Origin of the sequence: Rahnella contaminans, from assembly GCF_011065485.1 — a bacterium.
Classification (GTDB): domain Bacteria; phylum Pseudomonadota; class Gammaproteobacteria; order Enterobacterales; family Enterobacteriaceae; genus Rahnella; species Rahnella contaminans.
This window is the reverse complement of sequence record NZ_JAADJS010000010.1, coordinates 14,586-33,917: the sequence shown is the minus strand read 5'-3', so window position 1 is coordinate 33,917 and position 19,332 is coordinate 14,586. Positions and strand designations below refer to the sequence as shown.

The 19,332-nt window shown below is 48.0% G+C and carries 27 protein-coding genes; 23 read left to right on the top strand and 4 right to left on the bottom strand.

The window, feature by feature from the left end; translation table 11 throughout:
- The first annotated feature begins 77 nt into the window (after window positions 1–77).
- The 11 genes from GW579_RS23530 to GW579_RS23480 all read left to right on the top strand — a co-directional run bounded on the left by GW579_RS23530 (window position 78) and on the right by GW579_RS23480 (window position 9,071).
- A complete protein-coding gene (locus GW579_RS23530) occupies window positions 78–494 on the top strand; it encodes a hypothetical protein (RefSeq protein ID WP_120161742.1) in 417 nt (138 codons plus the stop codon).
- A gap of 31 nt (window positions 495–525) precedes the next feature.
- On the top strand, window positions 526–1,032 hold the full coding sequence (locus tag GW579_RS23525; RefSeq protein WP_165062223.1) for a phage regulatory CII family protein: 507 nt from the start codon (window positions 526–528) through the stop codon (window positions 1,030–1,032).
- Window positions 1,033–1,034: 2 nt separating this feature from the next.
- The gene (locus GW579_RS23520) at window positions 1,035–1,205 is read left to right on the top strand and encodes a phage filamentation protein Fil family protein (protein ID WP_119826354.1); all 171 of its coding nucleotides are present in this window, start codon (window positions 1,035–1,037) and stop codon (window positions 1,203–1,205) included.
- Window positions 1,206–1,212: 7 nt separating this feature from the next.
- Complete coding sequence (locus GW579_RS23515) at window positions 1,213–1,515, top strand: hypothetical protein (protein WP_165062221.1); 303 nt, start codon at window positions 1,213–1,215, stop codon at window positions 1,513–1,515.
- A gap of 65 nt (window positions 1,516–1,580) precedes the next feature.
- Window positions 1,581–1,859, top strand: coding sequence for a DUF2732 family protein (locus tag GW579_RS23510; protein ID WP_235937460.1), 279 nt, complete (start codon window positions 1,581–1,583; stop codon window positions 1,857–1,859).
- Window positions 1,860–1,861: 2 nt separating this feature from the next.
- Window positions 1,862–2,086, top strand: a complete 225-nt coding sequence (locus tag GW579_RS23505) for a TraR/DksA family transcriptional regulator (protein WP_165062219.1) — start codon at window positions 1,862–1,864, stop codon at window positions 2,084–2,086.
- A 79-nt stretch (window positions 2,087–2,165) separates the two neighbouring features.
- Entirely contained in the window at window positions 2,166–4,415 is a 2,250-nt protein-coding gene (locus GW579_RS23500; protein WP_165062217.1) for a replication endonuclease, read from the top strand.
- Window positions 4,416–4,556: 141 nt separating this feature from the next.
- Window positions 4,557–4,724 carry a hypothetical protein gene (locus GW579_RS23495; protein WP_165062215.1) on the top strand — a complete coding sequence of 56 codons (168 nt, stop codon included), beginning with the start codon at window positions 4,557–4,559 and terminating at the stop codon, window positions 4,722–4,724.
- Window positions 4,725–5,008: 284 nt separating this feature from the next.
- Window positions 5,009–7,084 carry an ATP-binding protein gene (locus GW579_RS23490; RefSeq protein WP_165062213.1) on the top strand — a complete coding sequence of 692 codons (2,076 nt, stop codon included), beginning with the start codon at window positions 5,009–5,011 and terminating at the stop codon, window positions 7,082–7,084.
- Between the two features lie 4 nt (window positions 7,085–7,088).
- Window positions 7,089–8,162 (top strand): DNA (cytosine-5-)-methyltransferase, encoded by a 1,074-nt coding sequence (locus tag GW579_RS23485; protein ID WP_165062211.1) that lies wholly within the window; start codon window positions 7,089–7,091, stop codon window positions 8,160–8,162.
- A gap of 219 nt (window positions 8,163–8,381) precedes the next feature.
- Entirely contained in the window at window positions 8,382–9,071 is a 690-nt protein-coding gene (locus GW579_RS23480) for an HAD family hydrolase (RefSeq protein WP_165062202.1), read from the top strand.
- Here the strand turns inward: GW579_RS23480 and GW579_RS23475 are convergent.
- From GW579_RS23475 to GW579_RS23915, 4 genes are read right to left on the bottom strand one after another with little or no spacing between them, the layout of a single operon-like run.
- A complete protein-coding gene (locus GW579_RS23475) occupies window positions 9,033–9,863 on the bottom strand; it encodes a dCTP deaminase domain-containing protein (RefSeq protein WP_165062200.1) in 831 nt (276 codons plus the stop codon). The genes GW579_RS23480 and GW579_RS23475 overlap by 39 nt on opposite strands.
- A gap of 10 nt (window positions 9,864–9,873) precedes the next feature.
- Window positions 9,874–10,899 (bottom strand): phage portal protein, encoded by a 1,026-nt coding sequence (locus GW579_RS23470; protein WP_165062198.1) that lies wholly within the window; start codon window positions 10,897–10,899, stop codon window positions 9,874–9,876.
- Entirely contained in the window at window positions 10,900–12,663 is a 1,764-nt protein-coding gene (locus GW579_RS23465; RefSeq protein ID WP_165062196.1) for a terminase ATPase subunit family protein, read from the bottom strand.
- Window positions 12,660–12,782, bottom strand: a complete 123-nt coding sequence (locus tag GW579_RS23915; RefSeq protein ID WP_268959687.1) for a hypothetical protein — start codon at window positions 12,780–12,782, stop codon at window positions 12,660–12,662. The genes GW579_RS23465 and GW579_RS23915 overlap by 4 nt, the downstream gene beginning before the upstream one ends.
- 23 nt (window positions 12,783–12,805) lie before the next feature.
- Here GW579_RS23915 and GW579_RS23460 point away from each other — a divergent pair, with 23 nt between their 5' ends.
- The 12 genes from GW579_RS23460 (at window position 12,806) to GW579_RS23410 (ending at window position 19,290) form a co-directional block, all read left to right on the top strand.
- Window positions 12,806–13,654, top strand: a complete 849-nt coding sequence (locus GW579_RS23460) for a GPO family capsid scaffolding protein (protein ID WP_165062194.1) — start codon at window positions 12,806–12,808, stop codon at window positions 13,652–13,654.
- Between the two features lie 35 nt (window positions 13,655–13,689).
- A complete protein-coding gene (locus tag GW579_RS23455; RefSeq protein WP_165062192.1) occupies window positions 13,690–14,829 on the top strand; it encodes a phage major capsid protein, P2 family in 1,140 nt (379 codons plus the stop codon).
- Window positions 14,830–14,832: 3 nt separating this feature from the next.
- Window positions 14,833–15,489, top strand: coding sequence for a phage terminase small subunit (gene gpM / locus GW579_RS23450; RefSeq protein ID WP_165062190.1), 657 nt, complete (start codon window positions 14,833–14,835; stop codon window positions 15,487–15,489).
- Between the two features lie 95 nt (window positions 15,490–15,584).
- Window positions 15,585–16,055 carry a head completion/stabilization protein gene (locus tag GW579_RS23445; RefSeq protein ID WP_165062188.1) on the top strand — a complete coding sequence of 157 codons (471 nt, stop codon included), beginning with the start codon at window positions 15,585–15,587 and terminating at the stop codon, window positions 16,053–16,055.
- Window positions 16,055–16,258, top strand: coding sequence for a tail protein X (locus GW579_RS23440; RefSeq protein WP_165062186.1), 204 nt, complete (start codon window positions 16,055–16,057; stop codon window positions 16,256–16,258). Before GW579_RS23445 ends, GW579_RS23440 begins: the two co-directional genes overlap by 1 nt.
- A gap of 5 nt (window positions 16,259–16,263) precedes the next feature.
- On the top strand, window positions 16,264–16,473 hold the full coding sequence (locus GW579_RS23435; protein WP_013573918.1) for a phage holin: 210 nt from the start codon (window positions 16,264–16,266) through the stop codon (window positions 16,471–16,473).
- Complete coding sequence (locus tag GW579_RS23430) at window positions 16,454–16,963, top strand: lysozyme (RefSeq protein WP_165062184.1); 510 nt, start codon at window positions 16,454–16,456, stop codon at window positions 16,961–16,963. Before GW579_RS23435 ends, GW579_RS23430 begins: the two co-directional genes overlap by 20 nt.
- Complete coding sequence (lysB, locus tag GW579_RS23425; RefSeq protein ID WP_165062182.1) at window positions 16,963–17,388, top strand: Rz-like lysis system protein LysB; 426 nt, start codon at window positions 16,963–16,965, stop codon at window positions 17,386–17,388. The genes GW579_RS23430 and lysB overlap by 1 nt, the downstream gene beginning before the upstream one ends.
- Window positions 17,276–17,521 (top strand): Rz1-like lysis system protein LysC, encoded by a 246-nt coding sequence (gene lysC, locus GW579_RS23875; RefSeq protein WP_235937459.1) that lies wholly within the window; start codon window positions 17,276–17,278, stop codon window positions 17,519–17,521. Before lysB ends, lysC begins: the two co-directional genes overlap by 113 nt.
- Window positions 17,484–17,951 carry a phage tail protein gene (locus tag GW579_RS23420; RefSeq protein ID WP_165062180.1) on the top strand — a complete coding sequence of 156 codons (468 nt, stop codon included), beginning with the start codon at window positions 17,484–17,486 and terminating at the stop codon, window positions 17,949–17,951. Before lysC ends, GW579_RS23420 begins: the two co-directional genes overlap by 38 nt.
- On the top strand, window positions 17,944–18,399 hold the full coding sequence (locus GW579_RS23415) for a phage virion morphogenesis protein (RefSeq protein ID WP_165062178.1): 456 nt from the start codon (window positions 17,944–17,946) through the stop codon (window positions 18,397–18,399). Before GW579_RS23420 ends, GW579_RS23415 begins: the two co-directional genes overlap by 8 nt.
- 45 nt (window positions 18,400–18,444) lie before the next feature.
- Window positions 18,445–19,290: a DUF2971 domain-containing protein gene (locus tag GW579_RS23410; RefSeq protein ID WP_165062176.1), complete on the top strand. Its 846-nt coding sequence runs from the start codon at window positions 18,445–18,447 to the stop codon at window positions 19,288–19,290.
- Window positions 19,291–19,332: the final 42 nt, after the last annotated feature.

Sequence of the window (19,332 nt, the reverse complement as noted above, 5' to 3'; positions counted from 1 at the left end):
AAATTTGTGATCTAAAGTGAAAACACACCACATGTTACACAGTAGAACTCAAACTGCTTAAAAGGAGATTTTGCTTTATGTCTGAACAGAATGCAATTCAAGTAGCCGTTGATAAGACAGCCGTTTCCAAGGAATTGTTAAACTCTGTAGTATCCCAGTTGCTACCGGCTTTAGAATCAGCCCTGTCTGCAACTATTGTGAACTCAATAAGTTTGCAACTGACCACACTAGCTAACTCCCCTACAATCTCTAAAAAAGATTTTGCTGCAATTAACGGCATCAGCTCCGCTGTCCTCGAAAAGTGGATCGCTAACGGAGTTGTCCTGCTTGCACCAACACCTTCAACCACAATCACCCAGCAACGCAAAAACCGAAAAACAGGTCAAATGCAAACTGTTGTTATGGAACGTCATGGCAATGCCCTGATCAATCTTGAGGCCTGGCGTGAGAAAAACCGTCAGCAAGCCATCAAGTGCCGCTACATAAATCGTTGAGTCAGATTATTCAAACTCGCAGGGACTAACAATGTTTGATTATCGCGTTTCCAAACACGCTCACTTTGACGATGCATGTAAGGCATTTGTGAATCGTCATAACCTTACCGAACTTTCAGCTCGGATGGGTACTAAACCCCAAATTCTGCGCAATAAGTTCAACCCTGAGCAACCTCATAAACTCACTTGTGAAGAAGTTCTTTTAATCACTGATCTGACTGAGGACGCGACCCTTCTCGATGGCATGCTGGCACAAATAAACTGCCTGCCATCCGTACCGGTCAATGAGATTGCTACTTCTAATCTTTCTACCTACGCACTACAGGCAACTGCCGCCGTAGGTTCTATTGCAGCTGATGCAGTAAAAGGTGGCACTGTCAGTTCTCAGCGTCGAATGTCCTTACTTGAAGGTGTAAATGCCGGTATTCGCCATCTGTCACTAATCGGTTTAGTCGTACAAGGCCGAGTGCAAGCATCGCCAGCTCTGGCGTCTGCAGTTGGTGCCATTGCAAGCGTTACGACAAATGGGCTGATGTGACTATGGCTGTTTCTATTGCTCCATTTTTAAAACAGCAGAGTCCATCTCGCCACTTTGGGCACGGTTGCATCGAGTTGCCAGGTGGCAAGCGTTGGAACCCTTCAATGTCACAAGCCACTGCTCCGCAGGCCGTGAGAAATTCAAAACCGCTTTTAAAGCGTCTGTTTAGTTGAGGTGATTATGTCTTTAGTAAATGAAGAACATATTCAAATAGGCAAAAAACATCTTTCCAAAATTAAAGAGATGTTTGATTTCAGAAAGAATGTAGCGCAGGAAACATTTGATACTCAGCCGCTGCACATGCGTAGAACAATCTGTTTTCATGCTGGCTTATCTCGTCGCCATCTTGAGATGAAGTTTGCTGAATTAACGCCGACGGAAAGGCATCAAGTAGTTGCGGCGCTAAATTCTTTGCTTGGTTTAACTGAATCACTGCCGAAATTTATCAGTGATGATGATTGCAAGATAAATATTAAACACTAACCCGTATTCAAACTAATTGGCGTCAACCCGCCGGGCATTCTTTTGCCCAAAACAGGAGTTCTTATATGAAAAATATGATTGATAACACCCGTCAAAATATAGTTGGCTTACCGGTTATGGGCATTGATTTAGCTTCACCAGAACGCGATTACACCTCTGTTCCTGATTTATCGTTGATGCTGGACGCTGCTCGTAATGAAGAACGCGCCAATCGAGCGGTTGTATTTGCTGGCCGCCTGGAAGCGATTGCCAGTTTTATCCTCAAACGTGAAATGACAGGGATTGAAGCTGCGGAGGCATTACGCATTGAAGCTAACCGAATCCAAAGTGAAGCGGAGGCGTAACAATGGCTGATGTAATCGACACCGCCCAGGAGCGCGCTGATCTCGTCCTTTCCGCCCAAATCCAAGCCGCCCGCGCAACTGTTGCAGGCGTTTCCGCAATGTTCTGCATCGACTGTGACCGCCCGATACCAGAGGAACGCCGTGCAGCTCTACCAGGGGTTGAGCTTTGTGTTTACTGCAAAGAACTGGCTGAGTTGAACGCCGGACATTACAGAGGAAACAAGTGATCGTTTTCTCAGTGGCATTACTCATCCTGGCCGGTGTTAACGCTGGCTATCTGGTCATTGATATCAAAGACGGTATGTAATGCAGACCAGCCGTTTTACCCCTCAGGTTACAACGCCCGAAGTCTGGGCGTTTCCCTGGAACAAACCACGCCAGGCTGTTTCTGGCCTGGAAAGACCGCTTACCCGTGATGAATACGATCAGGGGCAAGCTGTTTTAATCAGAGTAAAAAACCTCTCTACCGGCCTGAGGGAAATTTTCACAGGTCGCCATGCGTATCTGTTGAAAACGCAGGGCATTCATGCCGCCAATAAATACCTGATTTATACCCTTGGTCGCAGCATTCTTCCCCGCGTAGAAGCGGTTAATGCCGCTCATGCGATGAATGTTAAAGCCTCTATGAAGTTCATGTCTGAGGCAGACACCTATCACGGTCTGCCGAGCATGAGCGATAAACCGCTGCGCCGATTCGCTCAGGACATCGCCGGACAACTGAAAGAAATCTATGAAGAACGTTGCGATCTGTTGCTTGCTCAGTACAACGGGGATAATTCGATTCTGTTCGAGAGTGATACCCAGTGCGAGCTATACAGCGAAATCGCCGGTATGGCACAGGCTTTCAATGTCACGCCGATGTACTGGAAAAGGTATTGCAAAGACAAACTGGATGCCGTTTCCGCTATCGCTGCCATGTCACGCCTGGTTAATCCGGATTGGTGGTTACGCCAATTTAAAGGTCAGCGCACCCGCTGGCGTGAATCTTTGCTGATCGCCATCGGCAAAGTGAACCGTGATGCTTCCCCGTATGCCAGTAAGCAGGCTATCCGTGAAGTACGTGCGCGCCGTCTGTCGAATCTCGACTACCTAAAAAGCTGCGACCTGGAAAACATCGAAACCGGCGAGCGTTTCAGTCTGATCGACAAAGTGATGGCGAGTATTTCAAACCCTGAAATCCGCCGCATGGAGCTAATGAGCACGATCGCCGGCACCGAAAAATATGCCGCTGCAAATGGCGACGTCGGGATGTTCCTGACCATCACTACCCCTTCTAAATATCACCCGACCCGAATGGTGGGTAAGGGCGATAAAAAGCGCGTTCAGCGAAATCACGCCTGGGACAAAGAAGCCTATACCCCGAAAGATGCGCAGCGTTATCTTTGCGGGATTTGGAGCAAAATGCGCACCACGTTCAAGGATAACGGTCTGTCAGTCTACGGGATGCGGGTTGTCGAACCTCACCACGACGCGACGCCGCACTGGCACATGATGTTATTCACGAAACCCGCCATGCGTCAGCGGGTGATCGATATCATGCGCAAATACGCCATGAAAGAAGACGGTGACGAGCGCGGTGCAGCTAAAAACCGCTTCGACTGTAAGCACCTGAATCGCGGCGGCGCGGCTGGCTATATCGCCAAATACATCGCAAAGAACATCGACGGTTACGCTCTGGAAGGCGAGCGCGACCACGAAACCGGCGAGCTGCTGACAGACTCCGCTGCCGCTGTTACTGCCTGGGCTGCTACCTGGCGGATCCCTCAATTCCATCCTATCGGCCTGCCTAGCATGGGTTCATACCGTGAGTGCCGCCGCATCCGTTCTATCAGCCTGACCGAAACCTTTGATGAAGAAGTTGAAGCCGTCCGCGCTGCTGCTGATGCCGGTGATTTTATGGCGTACATGAAGGCTCAAGGCGGCGCGAATGTTTCACGTGAAGATCAGACCGTTCGTGTAGCTCGTCGGGTTGCTGCTGAACTGAACGCCTACGACGAAGAAGTGAAAAAGGTTGTTGGCATTTTTGCCCCTCATCTCGGCGACTCTCGTGTTTATGAAACCCGTACTACCCAATGGCGCATCGTTTCTTCTGCCGTTGACGTTGAGGTTTTGACCTCAAAAAGCGCCCACGGCGCGCCTCGGAGTCCTGTCAATAACTGTGGGTTAGGTGGAAAGAAACAGGCTGCAAATAGGCGCGATGGCAAGGCTGGGAGCGACCTTACAGCGTCTAATTCTGACAATCTGCGAGTTATTGACTGGACAGACACAGCCGCCGTAAGGGCGATTGTGGCGCGTATAAGGGAGGAAACACCGAGAGTCAGCAAGGCGCAGCGAAGTTTTGACCCAACAAAGGGGCGCGATGTTGCCCCATCAGCAAGATTGACGGCTGAAGAACGGGCGCGATTGCCTCAGATTGAACAGGAATTGCTTAAAAATGATATCAAAGCTCAAAGATGGGAGCTGGAAGCATTAACCCGGGGAGCCAAAATCAGTTTTGGTGATGTTGTGATCCATCATCCCCCTCTTATGGACTGGCAGGAATTTTATGACGACTAGGACTGTTTAAACATTCATCGAAGCTATTGGTTAAAAAGTAACATTCAGTTTTTATTGGAATTTGTTAAGAAATGGTAATATTATACTGTATAAATAAACAGTGCATTGGAGTGAGTAATGGAATCCTCTCATGAGCTAAAGATGGCTTTGATAAAAATCCGGCTTATGGCTGACATCGCACAGTCAGGCCAGTGCAGAAATGACGACTACGCGCTGGTGATGGAAATGATCTCTGATATGGCCGATCGCGTTCTGGATGAAGCAGACACGCCGTCAGTGCCATTCTCTGTTTACGACGATGAAGAATAGCCAGGAACACGGGCGCTCTCTCTTTGTTAGCTCTGCATGCAGTGAGTGCATGATTTTGCGTTGTGATCGCCCTGCTCTTTTCTCCCTGTAACACCAGTGCTGGCGTGGATCACAGTGGATCACGCAACTGCATCAAAAGCGACCCATAAAGCGGGCAGGCGTGGCGGGGATAGCATTGCGCGTCTGGAGCATATGAAATCTGTTTTCATTTCTTGACTTTCTGGAAATGAAGCATTCAAATGATACAAATACATAAATATAAATTTATTTGAAAGGGATTTACTATGCTTCAACCACAGCCTTTGGAGTTAAGATACAGCCACAACATCATTGAACATCTTGGCTTAAAATTATACCAAAATAGGCCTACGAATGTTTTAGCAGAGCTTGTTTCCAATTCTTGGGATGCGGATGCTGGTGAAGTTTGGATCGATATAAATAAAGAGCATTTAGCTGTCTATGATAATGGAATTGGAATGGATCGCGAAACTTTGGTTGGCCATTATCTTATTATCGGTAAAAGAAAAAGAATAGCAGAAAACATTGAAGTACTTTCCCCAAAAAAAAGAAAGTATATGGGAAGGAAAGGGATAGGAAAATTAGCACCATTTGGTATAGCAAAAAAAATATCCGTAATCACTATCAGCCAAAAAGATAAGTCATGTTGTTGGTTTGAAATAGACTTGACAGAGCTTTTAGATGAGTCTAGTAGTTCAGAATCATCAGAATTCAAATATAGACCTGAAGTTATTTATGATTCAGTTCCTATCAATGACATTGAGTTATCACGTGATAAGCATGGTTATGTAAAAGAGTTCCTAGTAAAAACAAAAAGTCTAGGTGGCACTTTAATTATTATGGATGATCTTTCTTTAAAAAGAACTGTATCTTCTAGCCAACTTATGGAAGCGCTTGGGAGAAGATTTACAGTAACTTTAATTAGAAATGATTTTAATGTTCTTATTAATGGGCATTTGGTTACTGAAAAACAATCTTTACCTGAGTTTTCATATAGAGAACCTGAAGAGGGCTTTACAGAGGAAACAGTTAATTTTGGTGGTGTTGATCGCCTAATAAAATATTGGGTCGGTTTTGTTAAAGAAGCTGAGTGGCCACAAGATCAAGCTGGGGTGGGCGTATACACTCATGGAAAAATAGCTCAAGATCGCCCTTTTGTTTTTGGTTTGAAAGGTCGAGAAATATCTTCAAGATATATGTATGGTGTTATCGAGGCCGACTGGCTTGATGAACTCAGCGAAGATATAGTTTCTACGGATCGAACTAGTATTAATTGGAATAATGATTTTACAGAACCCATGTATGAATGGGGGCGTATACTTGTTGCTAAATGGATTGCTAATTATCGTAAATTCCAAAAAGAACAAAATTCCGATAAAATAATGTTGAAGATCAAGGAGCTGCCTGACATCCCTAGAATTACTGAAGAGGAACGTTTAGTTATTAAAGATATGGTCTGTAATATGAGTCCCAAAATATATAAAGATGAAGCGCTTCAAAATGAAGTTATAACACAACTCACCTCTGCTTGGACCCATAGACCTACACGAAATATCATTAAATCACTATGGGATCGGATTGAAGTTTCTGAAGGGAACCAACAAGACTTTATTTCAACCCTGAATGATATAACTAAATATCTAGTTCCTGAGTCACTTTCATTATCAGTAAGTGTTTCACAGCGTATATATGCATTAACAAAGCTTCATGAATTAAGTATTATAGGAACGGAAAATCAATTACAAGCATTGTTAGAAAACTTTCCATGGATACTGGGTTCTGACAAAGGAAAAGTCTTTGCAAACACTACATTGAAAGAGTTAGCCCGCAGGGCTGCCATTGATGGAACCTTATATGCACATGGGGCTACAGCTCAGAGCATAAAATTTTCTGCCGACGCAGGAACAAGACCTGACTTCGCTTTTTTCAGTGATCAAAATAAAAGTGTAATTATCGTGGTTGAACTCAAAAGCCCTCAAGTACCACTTGAATATGCACATGTTTTGCAACTTCTAACATATTTTTACTGGATAAAAGGTCATTATCCGCATGCGAATGTTACTGGTTATTTAATCGGTAAAAATGCAGGTGAAAGTATTCATTGCGCCGATCCTAATATACATATAAAAACTTGGGATGAGATATGCCTTCATTCTCGAAAAGATTATTTGGAATTATTAGCCTCTATGCTTAATGGCATCTCTGAGCATTATGACGACTCACGAGTTTATGACGTGATAGAACTCGGTGGTGAAGCTACTAGAGAATTATTGCGTAAAATGGCGGTAGTAAACTCTCCATTGAGCGACTTCTTTGAAAATATTGATAAAAAACTGAGATAATTTTGTGTTGAATTCTATTGATCTTTTTTCCGGTGGCGGTGGTCTTAGTGAAGGCCTGAAGCAAGCTGGTTTCAACGTACTTGCAGCCGTTGAACTGAACTCTTCAGCTGCAGATACCTTCAAGACCAACAATAAACAGGCCACTGTTATTGAGAGGGATATTAGGCATGTGTCAGGTCAGGAAATACTGAAAGCAATCTCCTTGCAAAAAGGAGAGCTTGACCTGCTTGCCGGATGCCCCCCTTGCCAGAGTTTTTCGACACTGACAAGGGATTATAAAAAGGATGACCTAAGGAACTCATTAATAAACGAAGTTTCGCGCTTAATTTTTGAAACTGAGCCTAAAATGTTAATGATTGAAAATGTTCCTGGCATGATGAGTAGGGGTAAAGATTTTCTCGGTGATTTCATATCACATATTGAAAGTATGGGATATATTGTTAATTACAATGTATTACAGGTAGCTGATTACGGCGTGCCACAAGATAGAAAAAGATTTGTGCTTTTAGCTGGTAAAGGCTTTGAGATAAAACTACCTGAGCCAACTCACTCACGTGAAGGAAGCAATGGAAAATCTCGTTGGGTAACAGTTCGGGATGCCCTCAAAGGTCTAGGTGAGCCAATCACTCTTCGCAATGCCCAGGAATTTGGCGGACCAAAGAAATTTAATTGGAATGTAATTAGAAACCTTTCGCCTCTTAACATTGAAAGGATAAAATATCTCAAGGCTGGCGGTCCACGTTTCGATTTGCCTGACCATTTGAGACCCAATTGTCACAAAGGAAATAACTCAACATTCAGTAATGTTTACGCAAGGATGTGCTGGGATAAAGTTTCCCCTACTATAACGGGTGGTTGTACTGTTCTTAGTAAAGGACGATTTGGCCATCCGGTTGAAGATAGAACTATTTCAGTACGTGAGGCTGCTAGATTACAAACCTTCCCTGATACATTTTTGTTTGAAACTAATTACATTGATCATGCTTGCCAAATTATTGGTAATGCTCTGCCGTGCAAATTCGCATTTGCCATGAGTAAAGCCTGCTCTGACGCGTTACTTAAACATTGCTCTTCATGATTATGATCCCGGTGCTTTATATGTACTGGGATCAGTCAAAACTAATGCAAAGCTCCCCCCCCCCACATTTTATGCTCATGATTATAACTATCTTAATAGCTCACAAAAATAATTACTATTTCTATGGTCATAGAAAGCAAACCCAAAATAATATTAATTTATATAAATCTTTGCTATAATAAAAATCACTTATAGTCGTTGGCAGAAGGTGTATTTGAAATGAAGATTTGTTTTTTTGATATGGAAGGTACATTGCTAGAGAAAAACATATCTTTAGATAATGGGAAAGTTGCACCTAGTGCATGGACAGCTTTGGCGAAAGAAATAAGTGAAGAATGCTTTATTGAGGAAGAAGTGACTAAAGATATGTGGCTTGATAAAAAATACTTTAGCTATACTGAATGGATGAAGGATACTGTTAGGATACACATTAAGTATGGGATGAATAAACAGCATCTTGATAAAATCATTAATGGTGCAAGAATGCACGATGGTGCAATTGAGCTTTTTGATTTCCTTAGGGATAGCAATGTTGTTACTGCATTAATTTCTGGGGGATTCAAACAACTCGCTGATTTAACTCAACGGACTCTTAAAATTGATCATGCTTACAGTGCATGTGAATATTTTTTTGACAAAGAAGGAGATGTTGAGCATTTCAATTTATTACCAACTGATGAAATTGGAAAACTTGTATTTATGAGCCATCTTGCTGATGAGTATGGTGTTAATCTACAAGATTGTATATTTGTAGGTGATGGTAAAAATGATGTACATTTAGCAAAAAAAGTTGGTACATCTATAGCTTTCAATGCGCAGAAAGAATTAATAGATGCATCAACCTTTTCAGTTAAACAAAATACTCCTGACTTAGCTTCCATTATCCCCATTATTAGGAGCAAGTTCTAAGGCACGAATTCTTGCATTTAATTTATCGACATCTGAATTGAGATTTTCAATTTGTAATTCATACTTGGCTTGATTGCTTATAGTATCTTTAAGGTCATATTGCATGCCAAAAAAGTAATCTTTTCCAACAGAAAAAAGTGTGAATATTAAACCTATTACAGTAATCATGAAACCTAATTTGAATAATGATAGTTCTGACATCTTATCGAAAATCTCATTTCTGATTTGTTCTTTCAGATAAGTAGGTTCCAGAAAAGTTTTCGGTAAGTTTTCAAGATTTTTTATAGCTTTTTGTTTATAATCAGAATATTCACTGGCAGTATAAGAGGTACTAACTTGGATTGGTGAAGTTTGCGAAGCACTAGAGTCAATTTTGTGAAAAACAACTCTAAAAAATTCTTTCTCTGCTGAACTCCTTCCTGAAGGAATTTCAGCATTAACATTCGAAAAATTAATTACAAGAGTCGAGATCGGGCCGATATAACCTGAATCTATTATCCCTGTATTCAGGGCTAAAAGCCCTCTTTGACTAAGTCTATTTTTTAAGAAAACATATGCAACATGATCATCAGGAACACGGATTATTTCCTCAGAAATAATCAGCATTGATTGTTGCGGTTTTAAACTTGTTCCAACCCCCGGTCTAATATTACCTTTCTTATCCTTATAAATGACCTCACCAATGGTAAGATCTATACTTGATTTATTAGTATAGTTTAATGGATTGAGAGGACTGTCATTCTTATCTCTTATAAATCCTAGAGCTATTGTTTTAAGCGCATCTAATTGCATATCCTTTTCCTTATTGAAGTCTTTCAAGAGAATAGATTCTAAACTCTATTATTTTCAATCGCAAAAATAAATTCACTTCCTTCATCCTCTCCTGCAGCGGCGTCAGTTCATTCCTAACGAACACTTGCGCCGCCTTCTCCACATCCCCAAACCCGCCCGCATTATCAGGAATGATCCCCATCATCTGTGGCGGAACGCGGTGCGCGCTTAGCAGATCATCGCGGCTGGATTTCTTAATGTTGAAGAAGTCGTCTTTCGTCGCAACTTCACTGAGCGGTAGAATTTGAATGCCGTCTTTCTTGCCGTTAGGGGCGTACATAAACAGGTTGCGGAAGTTGCCCAGGCCTTTAGTATCTCGCATCGCCTTACGCATGGAGTCAATATCACTGCTGCTCTGCGCTGCGTCGGTCATATACAAGATATAACCTGCATGCGCGCCGTTCTGATAATACTTGCGGCGAAACAACGTAGCGGCTTCATTTAGCCAGGCAGAGTTAAGCGCACTCAGATATTCAGGCAAACCATAAATCTCCTGGTTAATGTCCGGTTCGATAAGATGAAAGATGCTGCCTGCTGCGAACTGATGCGGTTCTTTCCAACCCTGTACAAACCAGTATGTCCCCTCTTCCACTCCGCGACGCACATATTTAGCCGGTACAGCTTCAAAGCGTAGCGGTTCGCCGAGCTGGTTGCGGATCAGTTCCAGGTACGCATTCCCAAACACCAGATAGTCCAGGGCGAATTTGCTGAACTCCTGCTGGCTCAGCAATGGGTGCGGGATAAACGTCGAGGCGAGGATATTGCGCTTCACGTAAATCGGTGAGCTGTGATGAACAGCAGCGCGAAGGCTGCGGGCAAGGCCGGCGAAACTGACTGGTGGTTCATACCAACGGCCGTTACCTGTGCATTCGATGTAATCCAGAATCTCGCGGCGGTCTAAAACCGGCGTCGGATCACCGAAGCTGAATACCTCTGCGCCCTGCTGGCTTTCAGTGGTCGCGGTCTGCGTGGCTTTACGGTATTTGCGCTTGCTCATTTAGTAGAACTCCAGAATGTTCGGGCTTTGTCCGCCATTGGCGGCGGTCAGCGGTTCGTTTAACAGGGCGTGCATGATTGCCCACGCAACGTCGGCGTGGCTGGCCTCTTCACTGCGGCTGGCTTCGTAGGTTGAACGGTTGCCGCTGGCGGTCATCGTTTTGCGGATCGCCATAAACGACGCGGTGATGTCGGTATGGCCGGTGTCATATTCCAGGCGGCCGGAGCTGATGGTGTCTTTTGCTTTGAGTACCAGTGCGGTTTTCACCTCGGGGCTGTAACGGATCTCACGCGCTGCCGGAAAGAACTGCTGAACGAGCTGGAATACCCCCTGTCCGATGCCAGTCGCATCAATGCCGATGTACTCCACTGCATAACGATTCGTGAGATCCTCAATGCTTCTGGCCTGCGCAGCAAAGTCCATACCCTTCCATTGATGACGCTCAAGCACGCGGAATTTGCCGCCGGAAACCACCGGCGGAGCAATTACCGCGCAGCCTGCGCTGTCACCGGTGTGAGACGGGTCGTAGCCAATCCATACGGGACGATAGGCAAAAGGTCGTTTCAGATACGGGTCGAAGTCTTCCCACTCGTCAAGGCTGTCCACCATGCAGCCCTGCAACTCTGCGAACGGGAACACCGACGCCTGATCATCCACGAACTCACACATCAGCAGGTTTTCATATTCGGCGGGACTGTATTCCAGTTGCAGCTGTTCCAGGTCGAACAGGTTACAGCCGCCTGACAGCGCATCTTCCACCGTCACAATCTGCCGCCACTGGCCGTCGTCGCACAGCATGCCTTTCGACAAGTGCGCATGCGTCAGATCCAGGTCAATTCTGTCGGCTTTGTTGCGACGGCCTTTGTTGAACAGTTCACCCGACCAGAACGGATAGGCGCTGTGTGCCAGGCTTGACGGCGTGGAAAAATAGGTGCTACGCCATTTCTTATGCAACGACATGCCAGAAGCCACTTTGCGCAGCTCCTGAAACTTGGGGATCCAGAAGTATTCGTCCAGGTAGAGATTTCCGGTATAGCTTTGCGCTGTGCGGACGTTGGTGCCGAGGAAAATCAACCGGGCGCCGTTGGGCAGCACAATCGGGTCGCCTTTTAAATCGACATCCACCTGCCTCGCAAAGTCGATGATGTAGTTCTTAAAGACGTGCGCCTGCGCCTTACTGGCTGACAGGAAAATCTGGTTGCGGCCGGTGGTCAGCGCATCAATCAACGCTTCCCGGGCAAAGTAGAAGGTTGCACCAATCTGGCGTGACTTGAGGATGTTGCGAATACGGTGTTGAAGTCCGGCCTGATGCCATCCGCGCTGATACTCAAACGAGGTTTCAATGAAGATGTCGCCGAGTTTCTCAATGGCCTCATCACTGAAAACATTCTTATCGGGTGCCTTTCGTTCGCCCTTGTTACGGTTCGCGACGTTCGGGTTTAAATCTGCTTCGCTGCCCGTGTGGTTGTAACGATTAACCCGTGCCAGACGTTCAATCTGTCGACCTAACAGGTCGATCTCTTTGTAGTCCTTCCCCTCCTTTACATCTTTCATGACGAGCTGGATAAGCCGCGCTTCCATGCTGGTTTCCACGCGAGAAATGGGCGCGATGGCCTCCCATTGATCGCGAGTTTTCCAGCTCTGCACGGTCGGCGTTTTTTGGCTCAGCATCTCCCCGATTTGCCGCACAGAAAAACCCTGCCAGTAAAGCAGTGCCGCCTGTCGGCGCGGGTCGCTGATGATAGTGGAGTTTGAAATATTCATGCTGCCACGTTACCGGCCAGACAACCGTTTTTCGCGCTGCCCACGTTGTGCCATCGGGCAACAACCCGCATCGGCTGGCGGCCTGCGGTGACTGTCTGGAAACTAACTCCTGTTCTCAACACTCATCACCGGAGTCAGTTACATGGCAAAGAAAGTATCGAAATGGTTCCGCATCGGGGTCGAAGGCGACACCTGCGACGGCCGCGAAATTGATGCTAACGACATCAAGCAAATGGCGGAGACGTACAGCGCGAAAGCCTATGGCGCCCGCGTCAATCTGGAACATATCAAAGGCATCTTACCGACCAGTGATTTCCGCCGTTATGGCGACGTGATCCAGCTTAAAGCCGAACAAATTGATGACGCGGCTGAACCGCTGCTGCATGACAAATGGGCGCTGTACGCGATGATCAGCCCGACCGCGGATTTAACGCAGATGGTCGGCGACGGGCAGAAGGTTTACACCTCGATGGAGATCAAACGCAACTTTGCCAATTCCAATAAATCCTACCTGGTCGGTCTGGCCGTCACCGACGACCCCGCAAGCCTCGGCACTGAAATGCTGGAGTTTAGCCGCAAAGCCAAACAGAACCCGCTCGCCGGTCGTAAAACCGATCCGGACAGCCTCTTCACGGTTGCCACCGAAGCACTGATTGAGTTTGAAGATGCGCCGGAAACTGCCCCTTCTCTTTTTGCCCTGGTGAAACAAAAGCTTTCACGTAAACAGGCGTCCGACGATGCCCGCCTGGCCGATGTTCACGAAGCCGTCAGCGAGGTCGCTCAATACGCTCAGACCGGACTGGATAAGCATGAAACCAGCCTGACCGACCTGCTGAGCCGCGTCGATACCCTGGAAAAATCCACCGCTGCCGAACATGACGCCCTCACTGAATTGAAAGGCAAGTTAGCGCAGACACCAGCGCAGAAATTCGGCCAACGTCCGCACGCAACCGGCGGCGCAGGCGTAGACGAGACGGTCACCGACTGCTGATCCGACACCTTTAACTCACTCTCAGGAAACACCTCATGAAAAAAGAAACGCGCTTTAAATTTAATGCGTTCCTCTCCCAGCTAGCCAAACTCAACAATGTTGACGTCGGTACGCTGGACAAGAAATTTAACGTCGAGCCGTCCGTCACGCAGACGCTGATGACCCGATTGCAGGAGTCCTCAGAGTTCCTGACCCGTATTAACATCATTCCGGTGGACGAAATGATGGGCGCGAAAGTTGGCGTCGGCGTGACCGGTACGATTGCCAGTACCACCAACACTGACGCCGGTGACGAGCGTGAAACGGCTGATTTCACCAAGCTGGATCAGGAAGGCTATCACTGCACCAAAACCAACTACGACTTCCACTGGATGTACAGCAAGCTGGACTTGTGGGCGCGCTACAACGATTTTCAGACCCGTTTGCGTGACGCCATTATCAAGCGTCAGGCACTGGATCGCATCCTGGTCGGCTTTAACGGTGTTTCCCGCGCACCGACTTCTAACCGCGTTCAGAATCCGCTGTTGCAGGATGTCGGCGTGGGCTGGCTGCAAAAATACCGCCTGAATGCCCCGTCCAAAGTGATGGGCATGATTGTCGCCGAAGACGGTACCGTGACCAATGAGGCGGTGAAAGTCGGTGGCGTAGGTGAATACAAAAACCTCGACGCGCTGGTCTTTGATGCGGTGAATGAACTGATCGACCCAATCTATCAGGACGACACCGAACTGGTGGTTATCTGTGGCCGCAAGCTGCTCGCGGATAAGTATTTCCCGCTGATCAACAAACAACAGCCAAACACTGAGGCGATGGCCGCCGACCTGATTGTCAGCCAGAAACGCATCGGCAATCTGCCCGCCGTTCGTGTGCCCGGCTTCCCTGCCAATGCCATGCTGATCACTCGCCTGGATAACCTGTCCATTTACTGGCAGGACGGCACGCACCGCCGCCACGTTGAGGAAGTACCAAAGCGTGACCGCATCGAAAACTACGAATCCATTAACGAGGATTATGTGGTGGAAGATTACGGCTGCGGCTGTCTGATCGAGAACATCGAAGTGACCGCAGGAGAGGACGACACAGCTGAAAAAGCTGATCTCAGTAAATTTACCTCGGCGATCGTTGATGCCATCAAAACTGCATCCGGTACCACTGCACCGGCAGCTCAGGAGTAAGCCATGACCAGCCCTGCCCGACGTCATTTGTTGCGGCAGTCAGCTATCGAAGCCGCGCAGCAGGATACCAACCTGCTGCGTCATGCCACAGGCTATGAACTGCTGCTGCAAAAGCTTAATGCTGATCAGAAAGCCCTGAAGAAAGCCTATTCTGCTGAGAAAAAGGCAGAACTCAAACGCAAGATGCTGCCCGAATATGCGCCGTGGGTGGCGGGCGTTCTCGCTGAGGGTAAAGGCGCTCAGGACGCCATTCTGATGACCATCATGATCTGGCGGATTGATGCCGGTGACTACGCCGGTGCGCTGGAAATCGCCCGCTATGCGCTGCATTACAAGCTGGCGATGCCGTTCGGCAAACGCCCTGCCGGTTATGCACTGGCGGAGGAAATCGCCGACATGAGCACCCGCGCTCATGCTGCCGGTGAGCCGGTCAGTCTCGATGTACTCATGACCACGATGGAATTGACGGAAAGCCAGGACATGCCGGATCAGGTACGCGCCAAGCTGCACAAAATTACCGGCTACCTGTATCGCGATGCGGTGAAACTGCCGCTTGCCCTGCAACACCTGAAACGCGCCTTCCAGCTGAACAGCAACTGCGGCGTTAAAAAGGATATTGAGCGGTTGGAATCAGCCATCAAAAAGGCTGCCAGCAGCTAAACAGAACGCGCCCCGCGCCGGACGGCACGCCAGCCGCGACAGGTCTGTGACCTCATTCAACGCTGGCGTCCACCGTCCCCTATTCAGAGGTCACTATGTCTCTTGTTGTACCTGCACCAAAGCCGGACGCCGCGACGGAACCCGCGATCAAAAACACGCACTTCTGGCCGGATATCAGTCCGGTTGAGTTACGCGACACGCTGCGCCTGGAAGGAACGGTGACCACCAGACGTCTGCACGCCGTCATTAAGTACGCGCTGACCGAAGTGAATGCCGAGCTTTACAGCTACCGCGTCGCACAACTCGCCCAGGGATACAAAACCCTCGCTGATGTCCCGGCAGACCAGATTGATGACGAAAGTATCAAAGTCTGTGCCTACCTGCGGGCGGTTTCATCCATTACAGCTGCCATTCTGGCGGAACGATATCCGAACAGTGATACCACCGATGCCGGCAGTAAAAAGGCGGAGATTGTCGAAAGTACGGTTGATGAACTGTGGCGTGATGGCCGCAACGCGATCAGCGACGTCGCCGGTGTGTCTCACTGCATCATCGGGCTGCTCTGATGAAAGCCTATGCCGAACAGGGCGACACCGTGGATTCGCTTTGCTGGCGGTACTACGGGCGCACCGAATCGGTGGTTGAACACGTTTACGCGGCTAACGTTGGCTTAGCCGCACAGGGGGCAATTTTGCCCCATGGCTACGCGGTGGAGCTGCCGGATATTACCCTGGCCGCAGTTAGTGAAACCGTCTCACTTTGGGACTGATGACCATGGAGCGCATCACCTCGTTTATCTGTTATTGCGTCGCGGCCTTTCTTGCCTGGCTCGGCGCAATGTCACCGCAGGATATCGCCTTTCTGGTGGGCGCAGGCGTCGGCGTCGCGACCTTCCTGGTGAACTGGTATTACCGACGCAAAACGTATCGCCTGCTGAAAACCATGGGCGTCAGGGGGGACATTAATGCAGCCATCAATCGTTAGACGCTGCGCCGTCGCCGCCGTCCTGGCAATTGCCGCGCTGCTGCCGCAAACGCCGACGTTGAAAACCTCCGCCGCCGGTCTGGCACTCATTACCGATTTTGAAGGTTGCCGCCTGTCCGCTTATCAGTGCAGCGCGGGCGTCTGGACAAACGGCATCGGGCATACCGCAGGCGTGAAGCCGCAAACGCAAATCAGCGAACGGCAGGCCGCCGTGAATCTGGTGGAAGACGTGATGCGGGTGGAGAAAGGCATTGCGCGCTGTATGCCGGTTGCCATGCCACAACCGGTGTATGACGCCGTGGTGTCCTTTGCGTTTAACGTCGGCGTGACGGCGGCCTGCAAATCAACGTTAGGGTTTTTCATCAACAAAGGTCGATGGCGTGACGCCTGCGAACAGCTGCCGCGCTGGGTGTTTGTGAAGGGTGAGCGCGTCACCGGTCTGGAACGCCGACGCGCGAATGAGCTGGCCTACTGCCTGCGGGGTGTCTGATGCGCTTTCTAATTTTGTTACTGCTGGCAGCCTGCGCGCTGGCTGGGCTGCAAACCTGGCGTATCGGTGGCCTGACTGAAAAAGCCGACCAGACGCAGCGCATTATCGGCACGCTGTCCGCCGGTATTGAAAGCCGAGACAACGCCATTAACCGCCTGAACGATCAGGCCGAAACGCGGGAACGCCAGGAACAAAGCCTGCGCGTACAGCTCTCACAAGCGGGGCGGTTAGCGCGGGATCGTGAAGTTCATATTCAAAGGTTACTTAATGAAAATCAGGAAATGCGTGATTGGTATGCAGCTCGTCTGCCTGATGGCATTAGCCGGATGCACCAACGCCCCGCCTTTGCCAGCGCCGCAGATTATTTACGTTGGCTGTCCGGCGGTAACGAGTTGCCCGATACCGGCAAGCTCACCGGCCACTAACGGCGATTTAAGCAGTGACGTCAGAAACCTGGAGGCCGCGCTGGTAGCCTGCGGCCTCCAGGTGGAAGCGGTCAAACAATGCCAGGAGGAGCACCGTGTTAAAACCCGCTCAACTGCGAAAAGCCTTAACTGACGCCGTACCGGTGCTGCAAACCAGCCCCGACACATTGCGGATGTTTGTGGATAACGGGCGTATCGTTTCCACGTTAGCCAGCTCGCTGTCGTTTGAATACCAGTATCAGACCGAGCTGCTGATCACCAACTTTGCCCAGGACTGCGATCTGATTATTGTCCCGATCCTGGCGTGGCTGCGTGAGAACCAGCCGGACATTATGGCGACACCGGAAAAGCAGCAGACTGGCTTTAAATTTAAGGCCGATATGCTCGATGATGGCTCCTACGATATCGCGATTGACGTACAACTCACCGAGCGCGTGATTGTGAAACAGATTGAAGCCGGTCTGTACGTGGAGCATTTTCCGGAACCGCCGCTGCCGGAGCCGGTGGAAAGGCCGCGTGAACTCTACCTGCACGGCGAGTTAGTGAGTCAGTGGAATGAGTGAGCTGACTGCGTTTGATACCCGCCTGGCGGGACTGATTGCGGCGCTGTCACCGCAAAGCCGGAAGGCGATGGCGGCGACTATTGCGAAGCGTCTGCGCAAACATCAGCAACAGCGCATTAAGCAGCAGGTCACGCCGGAAGGACAGCCGTTCACTCCGCGACGTCCGCAGCCGCTGCGGGCAAAGAAAGGCCGCATTAAGCGGGAAATGTTCGCCAAACTGCGCACGGCTAAATACATGAAGGCCAAAGGCACCGCTGACGGCGCGCTGGTGGAATTTACCGGACAGGTTCAGCGCATGGCAAAAGTGCATCAGTACGGGCTGCGGGATCGTCCGTCTGTCCGTGCAAAAGAAATGCAGTATCCGGCGCGTCCGCTTTTAGGGCTGGACGCGGAGGATATGAAAATTGTTGAGGGCGAGTTACTTTCCAAGTTAACCAATGAGATATAATATTCCGATATCAACTACCTTAGTTATTTAATCAATGGTGGAACAATGGTTTCTAAAGTGCCTCTTCAACTTTATCATTACACGGATCAGGCGGGCTTTATTGGAATTGTCGAAAGCAAACAACTTTGGGCGACAAAAATCCAATATCTAAACGACAATAAAGAGTTCAATCTTGCTGTTGATATTGCAAGTGAAGTTTTAGAGGAAAAACTTGATCTAACTTCTAACGAGCGAGAGATTGGGGTGATTAATGACTTGGTTAGACGTATATCAAAAATGGGGCAAATTAACATTTGTGTTTGCTCATTTTCAGAAAAAAGTGATTTATTAAGTCAATGGCGCGGATATGCGAATGGCATGTCAGGGTACTCAATAGGGTTTAAAAAAAACCTTTTAGAAGATGTGGCTAGTGACCAAAAATTTTTATTACGTAAATGTATTTATGACCCTGCCGAACAAAAAAAAGAAATTCTAAAAGTATTAGATAAATTAATAAAGAAACATAAGCTTAACGAGAACAGAACCCAAGTAACCCGCAGCAGTACCGCTTTGCGTTCCTTCTTTACTCCATTTGTAAGAGAAGTAAATAAGGAGCTTTCGTTAATTTTCCCACTAATGAAACATAAAAGTTTTAGCGAAGAAGCTGAGTGGCGACTAATTAGTCGCGGCAGTGTTAAGTATACAGGCCTAGACTTTAGGCCAGGTAAATCCAACTTGATACCATTTACTCGCTTAGACTTGGGAGACCTAAAAAGTAGCCTTTTAACTGGGCTTATTGTTGGGCATACCCCAAATAAAGAGCTAGCGATAGCATCCACTCAGGAGTTTTTGAAAAGAGAGGGAATTAAAATCCCCGTCAATGCAAGTGAAATTCCATTTCGCAATTGGTGAACCCCGCGTTGTGCCACCAGCCATCAACCTGCCTCAAATTGT

Coding starts and splice junctions, on each gene's coding strand:
- GW579_RS23490 (WP_165062213.1), top strand. CDS start 5,009: ATGCTTCAACCACAGCCTTTGGAGTTAAGATACAGCCACAACATCATT.
- GW579_RS23500 (WP_165062217.1), top strand. CDS start 2,166: ATGCAGACCAGCCGTTTTACCCCTCAGGTTACAACGCCCGAAGTCTGG.
- GW579_RS23465 (WP_165062196.1), bottom strand. CDS start 12,663: ATGAATATTTCAAACTCCACTATCATCAGCGACCCGCGCCGACAGGCG.
- GW579_RS23510 (WP_235937460.1), top strand. CDS start 1,581: ATGAAAAATATGATTGATAACACCCGTCAAAATATAGTTGGCTTACCG.
- GW579_RS23475 (WP_165062200.1), bottom strand. CDS start 9,863: ATGCAATTAGATGCGCTTAAAACAATAGCTCTAGGATTTATAAGAGAT.
- GW579_RS23505 (WP_165062219.1), top strand. CDS start 1,862: ATGGCTGATGTAATCGACACCGCCCAGGAGCGCGCTGATCTCGTCCTT.
- GW579_RS23480 (WP_165062202.1), top strand. CDS start 8,382: ATGAAGATTTGTTTTTTTGATATGGAAGGTACATTGCTAGAGAAAAAC.
- GW579_RS23410 (WP_165062176.1), top strand. CDS start 18,445: ATGGTTTCTAAAGTGCCTCTTCAACTTTATCATTACACGGATCAGGCG.
- GW579_RS23440 (WP_165062186.1), top strand. CDS start 16,055: ATGAAAGCCTATGCCGAACAGGGCGACACCGTGGATTCGCTTTGCTGG.
- GW579_RS23520 (WP_119826354.1), top strand. CDS start 1,035: ATGGCTGTTTCTATTGCTCCATTTTTAAAACAGCAGAGTCCATCTCGC.
- GW579_RS23445 (WP_165062188.1), top strand. CDS start 15,585: ATGTCTCTTGTTGTACCTGCACCAAAGCCGGACGCCGCGACGGAACCC.
- GW579_RS23515 (WP_165062221.1), top strand. CDS start 1,213: ATGTCTTTAGTAAATGAAGAACATATTCAAATAGGCAAAAAACATCTT.
- lysC (WP_235937459.1), top strand. CDS start 17,276: ATGGCATTAGCCGGATGCACCAACGCCCCGCCTTTGCCAGCGCCGCAG.
- GW579_RS23415 (WP_165062178.1), top strand. CDS start 17,944: ATGAGTGAGCTGACTGCGTTTGATACCCGCCTGGCGGGACTGATTGCG.
- GW579_RS23525 (WP_165062223.1), top strand. CDS start 526: ATGTTTGATTATCGCGTTTCCAAACACGCTCACTTTGACGATGCATGT.
- GW579_RS23430 (WP_165062184.1), top strand. CDS start 16,454: ATGCAGCCATCAATCGTTAGACGCTGCGCCGTCGCCGCCGTCCTGGCA.
- gpM (WP_165062190.1), top strand. CDS start 14,833: ATGACCAGCCCTGCCCGACGTCATTTGTTGCGGCAGTCAGCTATCGAA.
- GW579_RS23470 (WP_165062198.1), bottom strand. CDS start 10,899: ATGAGCAAGCGCAAATACCGTAAAGCCACGCAGACCGCGACCACTGAA.
- GW579_RS23435 (WP_013573918.1), top strand. CDS start 16,264: ATGGAGCGCATCACCTCGTTTATCTGTTATTGCGTCGCGGCCTTTCTT.
- lysB (WP_165062182.1), top strand. CDS start 16,963: ATGCGCTTTCTAATTTTGTTACTGCTGGCAGCCTGCGCGCTGGCTGGG.
- GW579_RS23455 (WP_165062192.1), top strand. CDS start 13,690: ATGAAAAAAGAAACGCGCTTTAAATTTAATGCGTTCCTCTCCCAGCTA.
- GW579_RS23530 (WP_120161742.1), top strand. CDS start 78: ATGTCTGAACAGAATGCAATTCAAGTAGCCGTTGATAAGACAGCCGTT.
- GW579_RS23495 (WP_165062215.1), top strand. CDS start 4,557: ATGGCTTTGATAAAAATCCGGCTTATGGCTGACATCGCACAGTCAGGC.
- GW579_RS23460 (WP_165062194.1), top strand. CDS start 12,806: ATGGCAAAGAAAGTATCGAAATGGTTCCGCATCGGGGTCGAAGGCGAC.